Below are 18,723 nucleotides of genomic sequence, written 5' to 3'. Positions count from 1 at the left end.
CTTCGTAACGGATTTCCGATGACTTCAATTTTCTGAGTGAGACGCTTTCTTCGCATCGCTCTTTGCACTTCATGAGTAGAAACATTCGTGGCGTCTTCCGCCGGCGGTCAGCCGATTGACCCCACCAGCACGCCGAGAGACGTGAACACGAAGAAGAACGCACTGCACACCATTCCGCGCCGGATACGGCGGTACTTGGCGGCGACCACTTTCGACAGCAGGGCGAACTGGCTGACATCCCGCTCCAGCGGATCGGTCCGCCGCACGAGCGAACCGATCAGCCGCGCCGAGACGGTGGCGGCCGTATCGCCGGTGGCGGCCACGTCGCCGAAGTAGTGCACACGGTGCCGCTCGGCGCTGCCCACCCGGGGCACGATGACCTGGCCCAGCAGGTACAGGGACGGAGGCAGGGCCGCGCAGCCCGTCCAGAAGAGCGACTGCGCGACCGGACCGTAGCGCAGGGGCGCTATCCCGCCGGTGCTCACCGCACCCACCAGGGCGGTCACCGCGACACCGAGGCACGACAGGATGAAGCCGGCCTTCTGGTCGGCCTTGACCATTTCCTCGCGGGTCTCGGCCAGCAGCAGACGGGCCAGGGCGTCGCTACGGTTCCTTCCGTCGTCCCGCCGCGAAACGGCCACTCGGATTCCTTCCCTTCGGGTGAGCGGAGACTGATTTCCCCACCTGCCGCCCTGCGGAGTTCCCCGGCCCGGCACGGTGCGGAGCGCATACCGCGAAGGCGCCGGAGCCGGGGAACCACCGGAGGTCAGACAGTGGAAGGCCGGCGTAGTTCTTCCTCCAGCGAATCCACCGTCTGCCTTTCGCGGATATTCATCGCCGCCACGTGCTCGCGGTGGGCGGCGACGCTCTCGGCCTTACGGCGCCGCACGTACAGATCGGTCACCTCCTGCTTGATTTCCAGGTCCGCCATGGATTCGCGCTCCACCGCGTGCACGGCGGCGCTGTGGACCTTCACGGCGCTGTTGCTCCGCGCCGACAGCAGGCGGTCGTAGCTGTTCTCGTGGCTCATGAATTTCACCAGCACGGGCAGCACATCGATGAGCACGAAGAGGAGCCGGACCATCCAGACGCCCACGAACAGGGCGGTGTGGTCGGCGGTGAGCGCTTCCAGGGCCTGCATGCGCTCCAGGACGCCGATGCCCTTTTGCTTGGCCCGCTCCTGCGCGACGCGCTGTGTGATCTCCGCGTTCCGCGCGGTCAGGAAGGTGCCGCGGGAACGCGTGAGACGGCTGCCGTCCTGCCCGATCCGGTCGTTCATCTGCACCAGCCGCCGCTCGTTCTCGGCCGTGTGGTGCGTACTGCGGTACTCGGCCGCCTTGTCCCGCAGCCGCAGACATTCCGAGGTGCGCTGCAGCAGTCCGGAGGATGCGTTGCGGATCAGCTGCCGGCACTCCTCCCGGACCTCCGTGTCCAGGGCTTCGAGCGCGTGGGAGTCCTGGTCCACCCGCTTCTGGAGCGCGGCGGCGTCCTTCCGGAGGGCGTCCAGCTCGGTGGACTGCCCTCCGGGAGTCGCACCGAACGAGAGCAGATAGCTCCCGCACCCCGCCGGCGTGCCGTGGTCCGGCTGCGAGGGATCCGGGTTGCAGCGCAGGAGGTTGCCGCGCAGCCGGTCCACGTCGCCGTGCCGGTCCTCCTGGATGCGTTCCTCCACCGCGGTCTGGAAGATCCGCAGCACCAGCGGTTCGGCGATGACGGTGCCGAGCAGCAGGGCGACCGCGAGGCGCATCAGCAGCGGGCCCGGCCGGCGTTTGGCGTTCGGCTGGGGAGCGATCAGCCAGCGGTCCAGATTGAGCACGAACAGCAGCCAGACCACGGCGGGCAGCAGGGCGAGAACGGACGCCTCCCCGATCGCCTCGTTAACGAAGTTCCACATCGAGAAGGCGGCGATGACGGAGGTGCCGAGCACCACGCCGCCCAGCGCCGTGTACTTGCTGCGCTCGTACCACACCCAGGCGAGCAGGTCTTCGTCCACGCCGGTCAGCGCACGGAGCCGGCGGGCGAGGTCGAGGCCCTGGGGCCCGGCCTGTTCCGGCGGTCTGCCGTATCCGTCCGGCAGCTTGAGATGGTCAGTCAAGGAGGTCGTCCTCGTCCTTGATGAACGACGGGTGCGGCTCCCGGCCACCGCGCCCCGTCAGCTTGCGCGCCGGGCCGTGCTCGCGGTGCGGCCCGGACTCCACGGCGGGGGCCGGTGATCCCTTCGCCGGGGCGGCGCCGTACTCCGACACCTGCTGGAACAGCTGCTGGAAGTCCACGTACTCCTGGGACGTGCCCATCTGCTTCAGCAGGGTGTCGATGAGATGGGCCCTCATCTTCCGGTCCTCGGCCTCCCGTTCGCGGGCGTGCGACTTCTCCTCGGCACCGGCCTGGTGCCGGCGCGTCTTGTCCAGTTCGTCCAGGCGGTGGGCGCGTTCGGCGATGGCGGCCACATCGATGCGGTTGCGGGTCACCCCGAGGGCGTCGGCGTAGACACCTCCCTGGGCCAGCAGTTCCGCGAGCTGCTGCACGGCCTGGGACTCGAACTCGTGCTGTCCGCGGAGCAGTTCCTGACCCCGGCGCTCGTCCCGCAGCTTCTGTTCCCAGGCGCGCAGGTCGTCGGGGGTGAGCACCTCGATACCGACGTACTCCACGCTCATCCCGGCGACCCTGGGCGCCACGATCGTGGTGTACGCGGTCATCCGGAGGTTCACCTGGTCGCGGACGGCGTTGACCTCCTCGATCCGGTGCGCCGCGCTGCCCCGGGAGAGTTCGCCGTCCCGCGCGAGGTAGCTCCGCAGCGGGATGGTGACGTCGTCGATGCCCTGCCGGGCGACGACGGCGGCGTCGGTGACCTGGCAGGTGAAGGACGCCCGGATGGTGAAGACGTCCGCCTCGCTCACCGAGGGGACCGTCCGCTCGACCTCGACCAGCCGGGTGCGGGTGTCCACCAGGCTCACCGAAGCGGCCTCGACCACATCGGGGTGGGACGGGTCGAAGGAGACGCCTTCCGGGTATTCGCGGTACTGACCGCCGACCCGGAAGACATAGACCGCTCCCGGCGGCAGGGCGGGGACATCGACGCACTCACGGCGCCGGGACCACCAGCGGGGCTGGACCGTCTCCAGCGTCTGCTCCGCGACAATCGGGTAGTTCAACTCTGTCATCCTCCCAGTACGGAAACGGCGTCGGCCGGGGCATGACGCCGCATCGAGTCGAGCAGTACGCGGGCCAGCCGCTGGGTGCCCGGTATCGCGAATTCGGGGTGGCGCAGTGCCGACGACACGGCACCGCGCAGGGCTTCCCACTGCCGGTGGTCCAGCGCACTGCGCATCGACTCGCCCAGTGCGCGCACCGAGCGGGTGGCTGCGGGGTCGTCCTGCAAGGCGGCCAGCGTCCGGCAGAGTGCGGCCACGGCGCGCCCGCGGCGCACACTGAGCAGTGCGGAGATCCACAGCGAGCCGAGTTGCGGGGCGGTCCGCACATCGGTGCGCAGCAGGAACGCCGCCAGCGGTTCCACCGCGTTCAGCCGCTCCGCCGCGAGCACCTGGACGACCGTCTCCAGCGCGTCCGAACGCTCCTTGCGGGTACGCACGTGGGCCAGCTGCGTGCGCACATAGCGGAAGAAGAACAGGGCGCGTTCGGGCTCCCGCTCGGCCGTGGCGAGGAAGAGGACCAGCGACCGCCGGGCGGCGACCGCCACCCGCTGGCCGCGCCCGGTGAGCCCCCAGAGGCAGTCGACCGCTTTGAAGCGGTACACGGAGCCGACCTCGCCGGCGAAGGCCATCGCTGCGGTGATGGCGCGGGACTGCCCCGCCCCCCACTGCGACCAGCCGAGCGCCGTGGAGAGCGCCTGGGGCGCGAGCCGCTCGTCCGCGCACATGAACTGGAGGACGAACGCGGCGGTCAGCCGCTGGCTGGTGGTGCCGTCCGCCCAGGGCCGCAGCAGGTTCTCCTCGACCTCCGGCAGCGCGTACTTGGCGAGGAGCGCCACTCCCCGGGCCACTTCGGCACGGACGTCCGGGCCGCTCTCCACGGACAGCTGGTGGAGCCATTGCCGCAGGGGGTACCAGAGCCCGTAGCCGTAGAGGGAGTGGAGTTCCCCGATCACCAGCTCCCGGACCCGGGGGGAGGCGAAGACGATCATTCGCTCACTGCGGCAGTGGTCCGTGCCCTGTTCCGTCCGGCGCACCGGTTCGGCGATCCCGACGGCCCGCGAACTCCACCGTGCCCTGCTCTGCTCGATGTCCGGGTACGGCTGTGGCACGGGTACGCCCTCGTCGGGCGGTGTCCCGTCGGCGGACCGGTCCCAGTTGCGGACGTGCACCCCGAGCAGTACGGACAGCTCCTCGAAGGTGCGCTCCGGCAGGCCCTCGGCGAAGGCGAGCGCCGCCATCGGCAGCAGGTCGTCGGCCGGCGGCCGGGTGCCGAACCAGTCGCGCACGGTCTGCTTGGCGCCGTCCCGCAGCGCCAGGAGGGCCGCCGTCGGGCTCTCCGTGAGCCCGCGCACGGCCTTGACGACGTCGCCGGGGCGCCGGAGTTCGCCGACCCGCTCGCGCAGTTCGGCCGCCAGCTCCGGCGGGACGTCCGGCCGCGGCGCTGCCCCCTTCTCCGGCGGCCGCGCCAGGCAGTGGTCGAACAGGGGGAGCGGGTCCGGCGGGTGCCAGGGCACGCAGAAGGCTCTGAGGGCCAGGCGGCGCTGCGCGGCCGGTGCGGCCGTCAGCACGAGATACGAGCCCTTGTTCCGCAATGCGCCCTGGAGCTTCTTGACCGCGAACTCCTGCACCGCGTCGGGGTGTGTCTCACCGACGTAGTCGAGGATCACGTACCCCACCTCGGCCTTGAGCCCGTCCCGCTCGGTGAGATCGGCCAGCGAGTTCGCCGGGGACAGGCTCTGCAGACCGGTGCCCCGGCCGAGCAGGTCCCGCAGCATCGCGAAGGCGCCCGCGCGCCGTCCGCTGCCGTCCTCGCCGACGAGGACCAGGATGTGGTCGTCCTGGAGCCGGCCGGCGGCCTCGTCGTACCCGTCCGGATGCAGGTAGTCGCAGAGCACCCGGTCGATCTCGGCCGGTTCCACGAAGCCGGGGGCCAGACCCGGGGCGGCCGCCGCACCGAAGCCGAAGACGGCGTCCCCGGCGTCGACGCGACCGTAGAAGGTGTTGTAGACACGCTGGCCGAGGGCGGCGCCCAGTTCGCTGTAGACCTGGTCATCGTCGGCCCCCGGTTCACTGGCGGATGAGGCCGTGGGGTCGGTCCTGCGTCCTTCGTCGGGCGCGTCGTCGGTGTCGTGCGGGGGAGTCCCGTCGTCTCCTCGTGCGTCGGGTTCCCAGGTGCCGCGGTTGCTCTCGGCGCCGCGCCGTTCATCGGGGGCGTCCCCTTCGCGGGGCGCGCCGTAGTCGGGTTCAGCCACGGGGGCCGCCGAAGCCCACGACGCCACCACGGAGGTCGACCGGGGCGTTGAAGGTGTTGACGCTGACGTCGCGGCCGTTGACGTGCGGGCCCTGGGCGCCGACCGGTTGGGAGTCGGTGGGCGCCGTCTCGGACCGGTCGGCCCGCCCGTGCGGCGTGGTTCCCGCGGCCGTGCGGTACGGCTCTTCGGCCGCTCCGGTCCGGTGGCCGGGTTCGTCCAGGTCGAGCTGGTGCGCGTCGTGTCCGGGCACCCAGAGCCAGGCGGCCGCTTCGTACTCCTTCTCCTGTACGGCCACCCGCCGGAACGCCGTCGTGGGCAGTGTCGTGTGCCCGCCGCCGACCGTGGAGCGGTAGACCTCGTCGGACAGGACGAGTACCAGATCGGCGGCGGGCGCGGCGGTCAGGGCGCCGCGCAGCGGACCGGAGTTGAGCAGCCTGGACGTGGTGACCACCGTCCGGCCGGCGAAGCCGTTGTCGGCGACCTCGACCGGCCCGTGGTGGACGGCGGCCCGGATTCGCATCCGGGCGTTGCTCACCCGGTCCTGGTTGTAGCCGAGCAGTCCCGAGGTGATGTGCCGGATGTAGTCGTCCACGATCCGGGGCTCGGAGCCGTCCATCGGCGCGACGGCCAGCTGCTCGTCGCCCTTGGCCTGGATGTGCCACCGGGACCGGTCCAGACCGGAGTTCAGGGCGGCCCGGGACAGCAGACGGGGCAGATCGTGCTGGATTTCGGATTGCCTGCGGTCGTTGTTGCCTCCGTACGCTTGCACGTCCAGAGCAATACATGTGCAGGGGTGGTAACCGGCCTGTTCGGCCACTTCGTCTTTCCTCCCTCCTCCGCGGAGTTCCCGCGAAGCGATGAGGGAGAGGTTAGGAGGGCCGGCCGGAGTTGATCCCGTATTAATACGGGTTCTCGTCCTCGATTCTCGCGAATTTCAGTAGCTGCGGAATGTCACTGATGGTGATCCGACGGTAGTTTCGTTCCAGAAGTCCCTGCTGGGAGAGTGTGGCGAGGGCTTTCTCCGCGGTGGGCAGGGCCAGTCCGGCGAGCGAGGCCAATTCCGTCTGGGTGAGCGTCACGCCGAGCGTGACGCTCTTATCCGAGTCGCCGTTGTGCGGGTGCCCGTACGCCTGCGCCAGTTCCGCGATGACGCGGGCCAGCCGGGTCGGCGCGTCGTATGCCCGGAAGTCGAGACGGCGCCGGTTCGCCCAGCGCAGCCGGGCGCTCATCATCTGGAACAGGGCGGCCATGGCGTCCGCGTGCCGGGTCAGGAACCCTTCCAGGGCGCGCCACTGGATGATGTGCGCCGACACGTCGCTGCACGCGATGACCGTGCCGGAGCGGGGCTGGTTCTCGAATGCCGCCATCTCCCCCACGAGGTCGCCGGCCACGCGAACCGCGAGCAGCATGTCGCAGCCGTCCTCCGAGCTGGTCACCACCTTGACCACGCCCTCGGTGATCAACAGAACGTGCCGGCTCTTGTCCCCCTGATGCAGGAGAAACCGGTGTGCCGGGTATGCGGTGAGCGTTCCCAAATGCAGTAGGTGGTCCAAGGTCTCGGCCGGCAGTTGACCGAGGAACGTCGAGGGCGACCAGCGGGGATTCATCGAGTGGGCCCGTGGAAGGCCGGCGTTCCTGGACAGCGCCATGGCAGCAACATGCGTCATTTCCCCAGGCTTGTGAGGTGAGTGCGGCCCGTATGCGGGGCGCTCCGCTCCATGGTGCCGCCGGTATGTGAAACATGAAGCGGAAATTCAGCATTGGCTGAATTCCGTGGTGGTGATTGAGCGGCCGGCCGGCTGGTCGAAGAAGAGTTCGTCGGGGGAGTGAACGCCTTCGGCGTATTCTCGGCATATTCATTACAGAAGTGCCTTATGCGCGCACCCGGAGCCCCTGCGCGAGCCGCCCGGGTTCGGCCAGTGGCTGGGGGTGCGGGCGGTGTGGCATCCCGGGGCGGCGACGGCGCCATGGTGATCTCGCTGGTGCTGACCGAGATCCTGGTCGTGACGATGGTGGCGTTCGCGCCGCTGCTCGTCCCGCCGCTGGTACGGCTGGCGACCTTCCCGCTGGCCGCGGTCACCCGCGCCACCGGGGCACTGGCCGGCGACAACGCCCGCGCCGCGGTGCGCAGGACCGCGTCGGCCGCCGCCCCCGTGATGGTCACGGTGGCCGTCGCCGGCTCCCTCGTCGGCGTCACCACCGCGAGTACCGCTACGGCCATCGCCGACGACCGCGCGCATCTGACGGCCGATGCGGTGGTCGCCGCCGACGGTGGCCCCGGCCTGCCCGCCGCCGCGCTGCGCGAACTGTCCGCGGTCCCCGGCGTACGGGCCGCCTCGCCTGCCGTCGGGACCAGCGGCTTCCTCGTCGGCTCCGATGTCGTCATGGCCGGCGGTATCGGTGCGGTGGACCCGGCGACCCTGCCCGGCGTCATCCGGCTGGACACCGTCAAGGGATCGCTGGACGACCTGCGGGGCGACGCGATCGCGGTGACGAAGTCGCTCGCCGGGCAGCTGGGCTGGCGGGTGGGCGACGAGGCCGAGGTGTACCTCGCCGACGCCACGAAGGTACGGGTGAAGGTCGCCGCGGTGATCGGCTCGTCGGCGGGTCTGCCCCCGGTGCTGTTCCCCCGGGACGCGCTGGTCCGGCATGCGCCCGACACGATGGCGGACACCGTCTACCTGTCGCTGGCGCCGGACGCGGACCGCGCCGTGGTGAAGGTCGCCGCGGGACGGATCGCGGACGCGTACGGTGCGGTCGCGCACGACCGGGACGACTGGCTGGCGCTGCGGGCCTCCGCCGCGCAGCAGGAGGGCCGCGTACTGCTCCTGGTGCTGCTCGGCACGGCCATGCTCTACACCGGTATCGCCATCGCCAACACCCTGGTCATGGCCGCCGGGGAGCGGGCCGAGGGCATCGCCCTGCTGCGCAGGCTCGGTGCGACCCGGCGGCAGGTGCTGCGCACCGTCGGGTGGGAGACGCTGACCGTGGTGGCCGTCGGCGGGGTGCTGGGGGTGTTCGCGGCCGGGGTGACGATGCTCGGCGTGATCCGGGCGCTGTCCGGCACCGGTGTGGGCGCCGAATTCCCCGTGCCCTGGCGGGAGATGGGCGCGGTGCTGGGCGGCTGCCTGGTGGTGGCCCTGCTCGCCACGCTCGTACCCACCTTGATCCAGCTGCGCTCCGCCGGGAGACCCGCCGCTTCGGCCGGGAGGTGACGTGGCGGGCGCGCCATCCTGGGCCCCGGGCGGGATCTAGCGTAGGAACGGTGAGTTCCTCTCCCCTCTGGCGGGCCATGACCCGGAGCCCGGCCGCCTTCCTGACCTCCGCCGCGCCCTGGCGCTCGCTCGCCTATCTCGCCACCTCCGTTCTCCTCGGGCTGGTCTCCCTGGTCGTGCTGGGCGGTCTGGTGGTGTCCGGGCTGCTGCTGTCGGTGCTGGGCATCGGGCTGGCGGTGCTGGCGGGCGCGGTGCTCCTGGGCATCCCGCTGGCCGCGCTGGAACGCCGCCGGCTGCGGCTGCTGGACGGGCCGCACGCGGACCGGCCGGGCAGCCCGCACGGCCCCGTCACCCGGCCGGGGCTGTGGCCATGGCTGACCACCCGGCTGCGGGAGCCCGCGACCTGGCGGGAGTTCGGCTACGCCGTGGTGTTCACGGTGCTGCTCCCGCTCGTGGACCTGGTGCTGCTGGCCGTGGTCGTCCCGCTGTTCGCGCTGATCGCCGCCCCGGCCTACGTGGCGGTCGACTCCACCCAGCCGGAGGCGCTGGTGCTCACCGGTATCGGGATCGCCGGGCTGCCGGTGGCCGCGTACGTCCTGGGCGCGGCGGCGGCCGCCCAGTCCTGGTTCGTCCGGCTGATGCTGTCCCCCAGGGAAGGCGAACAGTCCGACCGGGTCGTGGAGCTGACCCGCTCACGGGCCCGGATGGCCGACGCCTTCGAGGCCGAGCGGCGCCGCATCGAGCGCGATCTGCACGACGGGGCGCAACAGCACCTGGTGGCACTGGTCATGACGCTGGGCCTGGCCGAGCTGGAGTTCCGTACCGCGGACCAGGAGGCGGGCAAGGGCGGCGAGCTGGTCTCCCGGGCCCGGCGCGAGGCGAAGCAGGCGCTGGACGAACTGCGCGACCTGATCCGCGGCATCCACCCGCAGGTCCTCACCGACCACGGCATCGCCGCCGCCGTATCGGAGATCGCGGTCCGCTGCCGGGTGCCGGTCTCCGTCGATATGGACCTGACCGGGCGGCTGCCCGCGCAGATCGAGGCCACCGCCTACTTCTTCGTCAGCGAGGCGCTCACCAACGTGGTCAAGCACAGCGGGGCCGCGGCCGCCTCGGTGCACGGCCGGCTGACCGCGGGCCGGCTGGCCGTCACGGTCACCGACGACGGCGTGGGCGGCGCCGGGCTCCGCGACGGCGGCGGGCTCCAGGGCTTGGCCGACCGGGTCGCCGTGGTCGATGGAAGACTGACGCTGTCCAGCCCCGCCGGCGGTCCCACCGCCCTCAGCCTGGAGATTCCGTGCCAGCCCAGCCACTCCGTATCGTCCTCGCCGAGGACTCGGCGCTCGTCCGCGAAGGGATCGCCGAGCTGCTGAACAAGTTCGGCCATCAGGTGGTCCGCGCCGTCGGGGACGCCGACTCGCTGCTCACCGCCGTGGCCGAGTGCTCCCCGGACCTCGTCGTCACCGACGTACGGATGCCCCCGGGCCACGGCGACGACGGGCTGCGCGCCACGCTGCGGCTGCGCAAGAGCGACCCGGACCTGCCCGTCCTGGTGCTCTCCCAGTACGTCGCGAACGCCTACGCCAAGGAACTCTTCACCCCGGGCCGGGCGCCGCACCGCCCGAACCCGGCCGGTCTGGGCTATCTGCTCAAGGACCGGATCGGCGAGATCGGCGAATTCGCCCAGGCCGTCGAGCGGGTCGCCGCGGGCGCCATGGTGATCGATCCGCAGGTCGTCCAGCACCTGCTGACGGAGCGCGACCGGCGCCACCAGTCGCAGCTGCTGTCCGCCCGCGAACGGGAGGTCCTCGGCCTGATGGCACAGGGCTACTCCAACGCGATGCTGCGGGACGCGCTGACCATCAGCGACGGCGCGGTGGCCAAACACATCGGCAACATCTTCGCCAAGCTGGGCCTGTCCGCCGACGACGGGAACCGGCGGGTGCTCGCGGTTCTTGCTTATCTGCGGGACGAGTAGGGCGCGGGGGTGCGCGGGGCCGCTCGGAGCGGGACCAGTTCCGTCGGGTCGGGGCCGCCCCGCAGCCGGGCGGGGCCCGCTCCGTCCGGCGCAAGCCCCCACGAACGTGATCGTGAACGTGATCGTGAACGTGATCGTGAACGGGAACGTCAACGTGAACGCACGCACATGGACCTGAGCCTCTCGACCATGTCCCGGCTGACCAGCACGAACTTGACTGTCGACATGACTCAGAACGCGCAGACCACTCCGACCGCTCACGACACGCAGAGCACGCCGCCGATCACCCTCGTCCTCGGCGGTACGGGCAAGACCGGCCGCCGGGTCGCGGCGCGGCTCACCGCGCAGGGGCACACCGTACGGATCGGATCACGTAGCGCCGACCGCCCCTTCGTATGGGAGGACCCCGCCACCTGGCCGGCCGTACTGGAGGGCGTGGCAGCCGCCTACGTCACCTACTCCCCGGACCTCGGCTTTCCCGGTGCGGCCGAGACCATCGACGAGTTCTCCCGGTTCGCCGTCGCCCACGGGGTACGCCGGCTGGTGCTGCTCTCCGCCCGCGGCGAAGAGCGTGCCCACGTCAGCGAGGACCGGCTGAAGGCGTCCGGCGCGGACTGGACGATCGTGCGCGCGAGCTGGTTCCACCAGAACTTCAGCGAGGACTTCTTCCTGGAGCCGGTCCTCGCCGGTGAACTCGTCCTGCCGACGGGGGAGGCCGTCGAGCCGTTCGTGGACGCCGACGACATCGCCGACGTGGTCACCGCCGTACTCACCGACCCCCGGCACATCGGCAAGACCTACGAACTGTCCGGCCCCCGGCTGCTGAGCTTCCGCGACGCGGCCGCCGAACTGTCCAAGGCCACCGGTCGGCAGATCAACTACGTCCCCGTCACCCTCGACGACTTCCGCGCCGGACTGGAGGCGGCCGGGGCCCCGACCGAGTTCGCCGACCTGCTCAGCCTGATCACTGACGGCCGCAACGCCCACCTCGTCACCGGCGTCGAGGAGGTCCTCGGCCGCAAGCCCCGCGATTTCGCCGACTTCGCCCGCGAGGCGGCTGCTGCGGGGGTTTGGGACGTCTGACCATTGGGGGAGGGGGCGACCTACTTGCCGTCGCCCCCTCCGGGGCGGGGTCGCGGGGAGCCTCCGGCGGCATGGGGCCACCGTCGTGCTTCCCACCGTCGGCCTCGACGACCACTTTCAGGTCTCGGGGGAAAACGGCACTCCGCGCCACCCTTCGGCGTCGGGCGTGCGCCTGTCGCACGTCTCGACCGATACAGCGCTCATCTACCAACCTCCTCTCTCGTGAGGGGCCGTGCCGCCGTACCGCCGAAGGCACGGCTGGCGGCCTACCTGGCAGGGGGAATGGGGGAGGGCGCTGAGGCCGCGCGCACCGCTCCATGTCCGCGCTGCTTCCGCATATGAAGCGTTCGCGCGCGATCACCACGGCCCGGCTCGCCCGGCCCCAGCACGGACAGCACGATGTAGGCCCTGCTGTCGAGACGGCGATGGGCATCCCCCGCGGCGCAGCATTCCCGTGTCGCCGGGATGCTCACCACCTTCACCGTCGACTTGCACAGGTTCGCGCCACGCAGCGTCCACACCCGCACCTTCGAGCAGCATCGGCGAGAAACTGTCACATGACCGTTGAAGCCATCACCCTGCGCAGCTTCACCGATCTTTCCGACGTCCGGGAGACGCTGGTTGGTTTGTACGCGGACGTACGAGCCGAGCTGTTGCATCTACCGAACTACAAACTCACCACGTTCGCCGAACGACTCGACCGTCATGGTGCCGAACCGGGATGGGAGTCGGTGATCGCCTATGAATATGGCGAAGCCGTCGGCTACGCCTACGCCAACACCATTGAGCCAGGTAACCGGTGGTGGAGCAGGCTGATTTCCCCGCCTCCGAACATCTACACCAGCGGACCGGTAGTCGCCATCAAGGAAATCGGTGTGGTGCAGAAACGGCGCGGTCAGAGTGTCGCTCAACGGATCCATGACGACCTACTGGAATCACGCGTGGAGCCTTACGCCACTCTCTGCGTGAACGGAGCGGCCGGGGGCGGAAAGGTCCAGGCGCTGTACGAGCGCTGGGGGTACGTGACGATCGGCCGTCAGGAGCCGCTGTCACCGGACTCGCCTCAACTGACTTGCATGGGACGCCAGGTATCCCAGCGCATACAGAATCCCTGACCAAATTTCGCCTTGCCCGCACGACGACGACCTATCGGAGATTGCCTTCTTTTCCCCGCTGAGACGCATAGTCGCTCCTCCACACAAGTGCTTCTCGGTTCCGAAGCGGTCATAGAGGACCTTGCACTTGGGGCTCCCCAATATCTGCGTTGTCGGGACCCCGCATACGCGGGGACCGCCTCTGCGGTGAGGGGTTGCCCCTCGCGGGCCTGGGACTACCCCCGCATCCGCGGGGACCACGAGTGGCGTTTCGGGATCATGGCCGCCGTCACGGGACCACCCCCGCACCCGCGGGACGCTCGCAGCGTAGCCCATGACAGAGCCCCGTCGCCCTGGTGGAGGGTGACGGGGCTGTCCGTCCCTTGCCCCCTCACCGATGGAGGGGGCGAGTAGCGGCTACGCGGAGAGTTCGCCGGCCTTGACGCTGCCAACGAACTCCGACCAGGCGGCCGGGGCGATCGTGAGTACGGGACCGCGCGGGTCCTTGGAGTCGCGGACGGGGACGACGCCGCGCGAGACGGCGAGGTTGGCGGCGACCTCAACGCACTGGCCGCCGTTCTCGCTGAATGAGGACTTGATCCAACGTGGGGTATCGGTCGTGGTCGTCACGGGGTGCCCTTTCGTAACTGGCTGATCATGGCCACGGATGCCGCTCGCGGCAGTGCTTCGGCCTGTAGTTGATGGTAGTCCGCCAGGATCGGCAGCACTGATGCACTGTCCCGCTCAAGATGGCCTCGATTGGCGGACTCGGCGTACGACATGAGCGACCGTTCCGGCATCGTGAGCACGGTTACCGGCAACGTCATCGGACGACGAACTCCGATGCCGAACGGAGCGACTTGAAGCACGGTGTTCGGCAGCTCTGCAAACTCCACCAGGCGCGTGAACTGCGCGTCCATAAGGGCGCTGTCGCCGATGGGACGGAGCAGGCAGCTTTCATCGAGCACCACGAAGACCAACGGCGGAGGTGTTCGTGCGAGCGACGCTTGACGCTGCTTAGCCAGCGCAATCCGTTCGTCGGCCTGCTCCCGCGAGGCGACACCCCGTTTAACGGTGCTGTCTCCAAGCGCTGATGCGTACTCCTGCGTCTGGAGCAGGCCAGGTATGACACCGACTTCATAGAGCCTGATCTCTGCCGCGCGCGCCTCGTGAGTGACGTACTCCGGGAAACCTTCCAGCAGCGCCGTTTGCCGAAGGGCCCGGCTCTGGCGTTCGAACCTATCTCCGGTCCCGAACACCTTGTCGACAGTCTTCGCAAATCGTTGAGTTGGCGGGCGACGACCAGTTTCGACGGCAGAAATGTGCGCTCCGGAGCACCCCATGCGCTCCCCTAACTCGTCCTGCGTCCAGCCCCGCTCGTCCCGCAACGTGCGTAAACGCTGTCCGAACGCGGCACCAGGCGATTTTTCGGGGTCCAGTTCCTTGCGGTTCACCATGTAGGGGCTCAATCCTCCAATCGTTCTTCGTAAGTTGATGACATCGCGACTGTAGGCCACTCTGAGTCGCCCGGTAGTGGCGTCGTTACGGAGAGGAGCAAACCTTGCCCCGGAGGTGCAGCCCCCACGAACCACAACTCACGGCGGAAGACAATGAGTTGACCGCTCTGATAGATGCCGGCGGGTTCTGGCGACTGGCCCCGGATTGGGTACCGCGTACCGGTTACGCCACGCCAACCAGGGACGTACTCAAGGATGTTGAAGCCGGACTGCGAAGGCGGCTGACCGATGAGTGATGACAAGATCCCGGCGGTGCGCATCTCGGGCACCGGGCTTGCCCCCGTGGACGGCTGCCGCATCTGCTACGCGGCCGTACAGGGCCGGGCCGCAGCGTGGAAGCGGGGCGACAACCGAGGTGTCCAGAACTACAACGAAATGATCTGGCAGCACCCCCACCAGCGCGCCACGGACCGGCGGGGGACGACATGAGCCCGGACGTGCCCGAGCGATCCGCGTTGACATGGCCGCTGTGCGACTGCCCCCGGTCCGACTGTCCCTATCGCAAGGAAACCGTCCGGGACGGGCTGACGTGCAGCACGCCGGTTTACGCCACGGACAGCCCGACACTCACCCGGCTGCGGGCGCGCGTGCACGAGGACTACCAGCGGCGACAGCGGTTCGGTCCCCTGGGGCGGACGCTGTGACGGTACAGGGGTCCGCTACAGCGGCACGGGGCACGCGCCGGCACGCAGCACCGAGAAGGCCGCCGTTCCCGGTGCGGGTGGTCCGCAAGTTCGGATGGGCCGTGTTTGTCTCCGTGGTCCTCCTGTTCTGCTTCGGCATGCTCGCCCTGGCCGCATCCGGCCGCCTATGAGACTCCGCCCCTGCCGGACGAAACCGAATTCGAGGCCCCTCCGCTTTGATTCGGAACTCCGACAGGGGCGGGCTACACCCCCGCCCGGCTGAAAGGACGGACAGCGACAGCCGGGCGGGGCCACATCAGAGAAGCCGAGGAGCCCGACCGTGCGACGTAGACGGAAATTGGTTATAGCAGCACGCGAAGCTGTGCTAGCCGATCAGCTCTACGTCATGCGGCGCTATGCGTCCGGCGAATCCGTAGCCAAGATAGATAGCCGCTACGGAGCGGGTGAACGCTGGCTCGCGCGGCGGCTCCGCAAATGGAAGGCGCCATGCCTGACGAGTACACCGAAGACATCTTTGACCTGGTAGGCGCCATTCGTACCACTGCGCCCACCACCACCCCCACGGAGGACATGGGGGATGACAGCGCAGAACCCGCCGCAGACGAATAGGGCAGGAAAGGCACCTTGGTGAAAATCGGATCTCTCGGTCTATGGGCCGTAGCGGCAGTGGGCGTCTGGCACGTGACGCAAACCGCGAAGCAGCACCGGCAACGGGTCGCCATCGACACACAGATCATCGTGCAGGAACTTGTTCAGTCTCAGGAGGAGTTCCCGGAGTACCGGGAAATGTGGAGTGTGCACGAGAGTCTGCCCGAAGATGAGCGCAGGCTCATGCTCCACTGCAATCGCTGGGTCAATCTCTGGGCGCTCGAATTCCGCGTAGGCGTAATGTCGCAGAACTCTCTTCGGGTGCACCTGAAAGACTTCATGCGTCGCAGCGCCGGACTCCTTTACTGGGAACGCGTGTCCCAGCATCGCGACGATGACGCAAGGGACAAGGTCGATCGCGAATTCAACCGGATCGCTAACCAGGCATACGCCGACTCGGCAGGACCCGCTGAACAGCATCTGACGAAGACTCCGCCCCTCCGGATGAACTCCCTATTCCATCCCTATGAAATAGGGGGCACGGTAGAGGGCGGGCACCACCCCGGCTGTCCGCAGGTTGTGACGGTTAGCAGGCGGCCGGGCAGCAACCGGAGTTATGTGGAAAGGAGTTGAGAATGAAGGACGACAAGACCATCGGAATCCCGACCTAGCGGTACACGCGTTCGGCTGTTCTGGTGCGACAGCGGACCGCCGGGCGACTCTGTAAGAGCACGATTGGACCAGCCACCACAGGAGGAACGCAGTATGAGCACGACAACTGCTACGCCCGCCGTCCCGTTCGGGGTCCGGCACCTGGTGTCACCGGCTCCGACGAACACCGAAGCGCCCGTCATCACGTACAGCGATGCGCTTCAGCTCAACGTCTCCGCCGAGGGCAACCCGTGGCACGCCATCACGGCCGAGATGCCCGAGACGCAGACCGAGACCAGCAACGGCGACGGCTCGGGCCCCGGCTCCGACTCCGGAACCGACCTGTACTGACATGCAATCCATCCTCATCCTGACCGGCCGGGACGACCTCACGGCCGACGCAGTGGTTGAGGAGCTGGTGAAACGCGGTGAACAGGTCGTCAGGTTCGATACTGCCGACTTCCCGACCGCTTCCCGTCTGGCCGTCTCCCTCACCGGGGACGGCTGGACGGGTTCCCTCGCCGGCTCCCGTACGGTCCGTCTGGAATCCGTCAAGTCGGTGTGGTGGCGACGCCCCAACGAGTTCCGGACCCCCGACGACTGGCCCGGACACGCTCGCGCCCTCGCGGTCTCGGAAGCGCGCTCGGGACTGCTCGGCGTGCTCGGGTCGTTGCCTGTCCGGTGGGTCAACCATCCGAGCAAGGATGCCGCCGCGAACTACAAGCCCGTTCAACTCGCGGTCGCTGCTCGCTGCGGGTTGGACGTACCCCGCTCCGTGATCACGTCGGACCTCGCGCACGCACGTACGTTCATGGGCGACGACACGGTTGTCTACAAGGGGCTCGGCGGTGGCGTGCTTGGCCCCGAAGGGAAGCGGCAGTTCCTCCCCGTGGCACTCGTCTCCGCGGACCAGGTGGACGACGGAGTGAGCGGCACCGCCCACCTGTTCCAAGAGCGCGTGGCCAAGGCGTATGAAGTGCGCTTGACCGTGATCGGGGGCCATATGTTCCCCGTCGCCATCCACACGGACAGCGAAGCCGCACAGCTCGACTGGCGGACGGACTACCGGTCCCATACATACGAGGTGGTGGACATGCCGTCGCAGGTGGAGAAGGGGGTCCGCCGGCTCATGGACGAACTCGGCCTGTTCTTCGGCGCGCTGGACTTCGCCGTCACCCCGGACGGCCGTTGGGTCTTCTTCGAAGTGAACCCCAATGGTCAGTGGCATTGGCTCGCTGTCAAAGCCGGGGTGCCGCTTGTTGAAGCCATGGCAGACGCACTACAAGGAGAGACCGCATGACCGAAGCGCCCGCATGGGCCAACGCCGCTCACGCGCTCGCCGACAAGGTGACCGCGAACGCGCCCGGATGGCATGAAGCCGTCAGCAACACCCCCCGTCACAAGCTCGTCCCGCGCTGGTGGCAGCGCATCCCGAACAGCCCGACCCAGGAATGGGAGTTGGTAGACCTCGCCGAGGACTCCCCGGAGCGGCTGCACGCCGCGTACACGGACGAAACGCTGGTGACCCGCGTCGGCCCCACGCACGCCGGGACGTGGACCCGTACCTGGTCGAGGCCGCCCGTACGCGCCTCGCCGAGTTCGGGCGCACGCCGCGCTTGGCAGCCGTCGACGCCACCGGGGAACTCCCCGATACCGAGTACGACCGCATCATGGCGACCGTTTCCGTACGGCCCGTCCCTGCGTCGTGGCTCCGCGCGCTGCGTCCCGGCGGAAGGCTGGTCACGACGATTGCCCACACCGCACTGCTGATCACGGCAGACATGGGACCGGACGGCATCGCACGCGGCACCGTCCAGCCCGACCCGGCCACATTCATGGAGACCCGGCAGGAAGCGGACTACCCGGCGAAGCTGAACGACGTGTTCGTGACTGCCCGCGTACGGGAGGGCGAGGACGTGCGGCCCCCCGAGGGATCCATTCCCGACCTGTGGCAGGAATGGCCGCTCCGGTGGCTGTTCGAGCTGGACACGCCCGGGGTCGAGACCCGCGCGGCTACCTACCCGGACGACGGGCGGCGCGTGGTGTGGTTGCTCGCTGCGGACGGGGCATGGGCCCGAGCCGAGGACGGAACGTCGCCCCTGGTGCACCAGGGCGGCCCCCGCCGACTGTGGGATGAGCTGGAACGTGTCCGCAGTAGGTGGGAGGAGAACAACAGGTTCTCTCTGCACTCGATGCGCGCGGAACTCTCCCCCGACGGCAGCCACCTGCTGACCCCCGACGATTCATGGCGCTTCACCATCTGACGCCCGATGGCTGCCGCCCCGTCCGGTGCCGTTCCGTTCAAGCACAGCGGGCGGGGCTTCGGCCTGCGTTGGTGCCAGGGAGCACCCCCGCATCCGCGGGGACCACGCTGTCCCGGCTGCGCCGGCCCCGGGTAACTCCGGACCACCCCCGCACCCGCGGGGACCACCCCCGCACCCGCGGGGACCACCCCATGAGTGAAGTAGGCCGCCGACGAGGTGCCCGTGGCGCGGGTCCTTTTCCGACGGCCCCTTCCCGAACGGAACGGGCGAGTTTCCCCGCATTCC

Annotated in this window: 18 protein-coding genes; 10 read left to right on the top strand and 8 right to left on the bottom strand. The window is 69.2% G+C overall.

The window, feature by feature from the left end; translation table 11 throughout:
• Window positions 1-107: 107 nt before the first annotated feature.
• The 6 genes from IH09_RS32310 to IH09_RS32285 form a co-directional block, all read right to left on the bottom strand.
• On the bottom strand, window positions 108-641 hold the full coding sequence (locus IH09_RS32310; RefSeq protein WP_052861102.1) for a Pycsar system effector family protein: 534 nt from the start codon (window positions 639-641) through the stop codon (window positions 108-110).
• Between the two features lie 125 nt (window positions 642-766).
• The gene (locus tag IH09_RS32305) at window positions 767-2,095 is read right to left on the bottom strand and encodes a DUF4407 domain-containing protein (RefSeq protein WP_240150709.1); all 1,329 of its coding nucleotides are present in this window, start codon (window positions 2,093-2,095) and stop codon (window positions 767-769) included.
• A complete protein-coding gene (locus IH09_RS32300; protein ID WP_240150708.1) occupies window positions 2,088-3,161 on the bottom strand; it encodes a hypothetical protein in 1,074 nt (357 codons plus the stop codon). The genes IH09_RS32305 and IH09_RS32300 overlap by 8 nt, the downstream gene beginning before the upstream one ends.
• On the bottom strand, window positions 3,158-5,404 hold the full coding sequence (locus IH09_RS32295; protein ID WP_190233474.1) for a hypothetical protein: 2,247 nt from the start codon (window positions 5,402-5,404) through the stop codon (window positions 3,158-3,160). Before IH09_RS32295 ends, IH09_RS32300 begins: the two co-directional genes overlap by 4 nt.
• On the bottom strand, window positions 5,397-6,173 hold the full coding sequence (locus IH09_RS32290) for a hypothetical protein (protein WP_318279618.1): 777 nt from the start codon (window positions 6,171-6,173) through the stop codon (window positions 5,397-5,399). Before IH09_RS32290 ends, IH09_RS32295 begins: the two co-directional genes overlap by 8 nt.
• Window positions 6,174-6,303: 130 nt before the next feature.
• Entirely contained in the window at window positions 6,304-7,053 is a 750-nt protein-coding gene (locus IH09_RS32285; protein WP_240150707.1) for a Crp/Fnr family transcriptional regulator, read from the bottom strand.
• Window positions 7,054-7,344: 291 nt separating this feature from the next.
• On the opposite strand from IH09_RS32285, the gene IH09_RS32280 reads away from it, so the two are divergent.
• From IH09_RS32280 to IH09_RS38315, 5 genes are all read left to right on the top strand, one after another.
• Window positions 7,345-8,619, top strand: a complete 1,275-nt coding sequence (locus IH09_RS32280) for an FtsX-like permease family protein (protein WP_052861097.1) — start codon at window positions 7,345-7,347, stop codon at window positions 8,617-8,619.
• Between the two features lie 50 nt (window positions 8,620-8,669).
• Window positions 8,670-9,992: a sensor histidine kinase gene (locus tag IH09_RS40380; protein ID WP_404827307.1), complete on the top strand. Its 1,323-nt coding sequence runs from the start codon at window positions 8,670-8,672 to the stop codon at window positions 9,990-9,992.
• Complete coding sequence (locus IH09_RS40375; RefSeq protein WP_052861095.1) at window positions 9,917-10,597, top strand: response regulator; 681 nt, start codon at window positions 9,917-9,919, stop codon at window positions 10,595-10,597. The genes IH09_RS40380 and IH09_RS40375 overlap by 76 nt, the downstream gene beginning before the upstream one ends.
• A gap of 225 nt (window positions 10,598-10,822) precedes the next feature.
• Window positions 10,823-11,680, top strand: coding sequence for an NAD(P)H-binding protein (locus IH09_RS32265; protein ID WP_110952732.1), 858 nt, complete (start codon window positions 10,823-10,825; stop codon window positions 11,678-11,680).
• Window positions 11,681-12,237: 557 nt separating this feature from the next.
• A complete protein-coding gene (locus tag IH09_RS38315) occupies window positions 12,238-12,795 on the top strand; it encodes a GNAT family N-acetyltransferase (RefSeq protein WP_110952729.1) in 558 nt (185 codons plus the stop codon).
• 396 nt (window positions 12,796-13,191) lie between these two features.
• Here the strand turns inward: IH09_RS38315 and IH09_RS32260 are convergent, their stop codons facing one another.
• Both IH09_RS32260 and IH09_RS32255 read right to left on the bottom strand, forming a co-directional pair.
• Window positions 13,192-13,404, bottom strand: a complete 213-nt coding sequence (locus IH09_RS32260) for a DUF397 domain-containing protein (RefSeq protein WP_052861094.1) — start codon at window positions 13,402-13,404, stop codon at window positions 13,192-13,194.
• Complete coding sequence (locus IH09_RS32255) at window positions 13,401-14,231, bottom strand: helix-turn-helix domain-containing protein (protein WP_052861093.1); 831 nt, start codon at window positions 14,229-14,231, stop codon at window positions 13,401-13,403. The genes IH09_RS32260 and IH09_RS32255 overlap by 4 nt, the downstream gene beginning before the upstream one ends.
• A 288-nt stretch (window positions 14,232-14,519) precedes the next feature.
• On the opposite strand from IH09_RS32255, the gene IH09_RS32250 reads away from it, so the two are divergent.
• The 5 genes from IH09_RS32250 (at window position 14,520) to IH09_RS32230 (ending at window position 18,438) form a co-directional block, all read left to right on the top strand.
• Complete coding sequence (locus tag IH09_RS32250) at window positions 14,520-14,720, top strand: hypothetical protein (protein ID WP_052861092.1); 201 nt, start codon at window positions 14,520-14,522, stop codon at window positions 14,718-14,720.
• Window positions 14,721-15,562: 842 nt separating this feature from the next.
• On the top strand, window positions 15,563-16,156 hold the full coding sequence (locus IH09_RS32245) for a DUF6082 family protein (RefSeq protein ID WP_318279619.1): 594 nt from the start codon (window positions 15,563-15,565) through the stop codon (window positions 16,154-16,156).
• Window positions 16,157-16,288: 132 nt separating this feature from the next.
• Window positions 16,289-16,525, top strand: coding sequence for a putative ATP-grasp-modified RiPP (tgmA, locus tag IH09_RS32240; protein ID WP_052861090.1), 237 nt, complete (start codon window positions 16,289-16,291; stop codon window positions 16,523-16,525).
• A gap of 1 nt (window position 16,526) precedes the next feature.
• The gene (tgmB, locus tag IH09_RS32235) at window positions 16,527-17,474 is read left to right on the top strand and encodes an ATP-grasp ribosomal peptide maturase (RefSeq protein WP_052861089.1); all 948 of its coding nucleotides are present in this window, start codon (window positions 16,527-16,529) and stop codon (window positions 17,472-17,474) included.
• Window positions 17,475-17,727: 253 nt separating this feature from the next.
• Window positions 17,728-18,438, top strand: a complete 711-nt coding sequence (locus IH09_RS32230; RefSeq protein ID WP_052861088.1) for a methyltransferase domain-containing protein — start codon at window positions 17,728-17,730, stop codon at window positions 18,436-18,438.
• Window positions 18,439-18,723 lie beyond the last annotated feature (285 nt).

Source organism: Streptomyces celluloflavus, assembly GCA_000720995.1.
Taxonomy (GTDB): Bacteria; Actinomycetota; Actinomycetes; order Streptomycetales; family Streptomycetaceae; genus Streptomyces; species Streptomyces celluloflavus.
The sequence above is the reverse complement of the archived record's forward strand: the minus strand, read 5'-3'. Positions and strand labels throughout refer to the sequence as shown.

Bases quoted from the DNA above. Each gene is read 5' to 3' on its own strand.
- IH09_RS32300 (WP_240150708.1), bottom strand. From the start codon at position 3,161: ATGACAGAGTTGAACTACCCGATTGTCGCGGAGCAGACGCTGGAGACG.
- IH09_RS32285 (WP_240150707.1), bottom strand. From the start codon at position 7,053: ATGGCGCTGTCCAGGAACGCCGGCCTTCCACGGGCCCACTCGATGAAT.
- IH09_RS32265 (WP_110952732.1), top strand. From the start codon at position 10,823: ATGACTCAGAACGCGCAGACCACTCCGACCGCTCACGACACGCAGAGC.
- IH09_RS38315 (WP_110952729.1), top strand. From the start codon at position 12,238: ATGACCGTTGAAGCCATCACCCTGCGCAGCTTCACCGATCTTTCCGAC.
- IH09_RS32255 (WP_052861093.1), bottom strand. From the start codon at position 14,231: ATGGTGAACCGCAAGGAACTGGACCCCGAAAAATCGCCTGGTGCCGCG.
- IH09_RS32250 (WP_052861092.1), top strand. From the start codon at position 14,520: ATGAGTGATGACAAGATCCCGGCGGTGCGCATCTCGGGCACCGGGCTT.
- tgmA (WP_052861090.1), top strand. From the start codon at position 16,289: ATGAGCACGACAACTGCTACGCCCGCCGTCCCGTTCGGGGTCCGGCAC.
- tgmB (WP_052861089.1), top strand. From the start codon at position 16,527: ATGCAATCCATCCTCATCCTGACCGGCCGGGACGACCTCACGGCCGAC.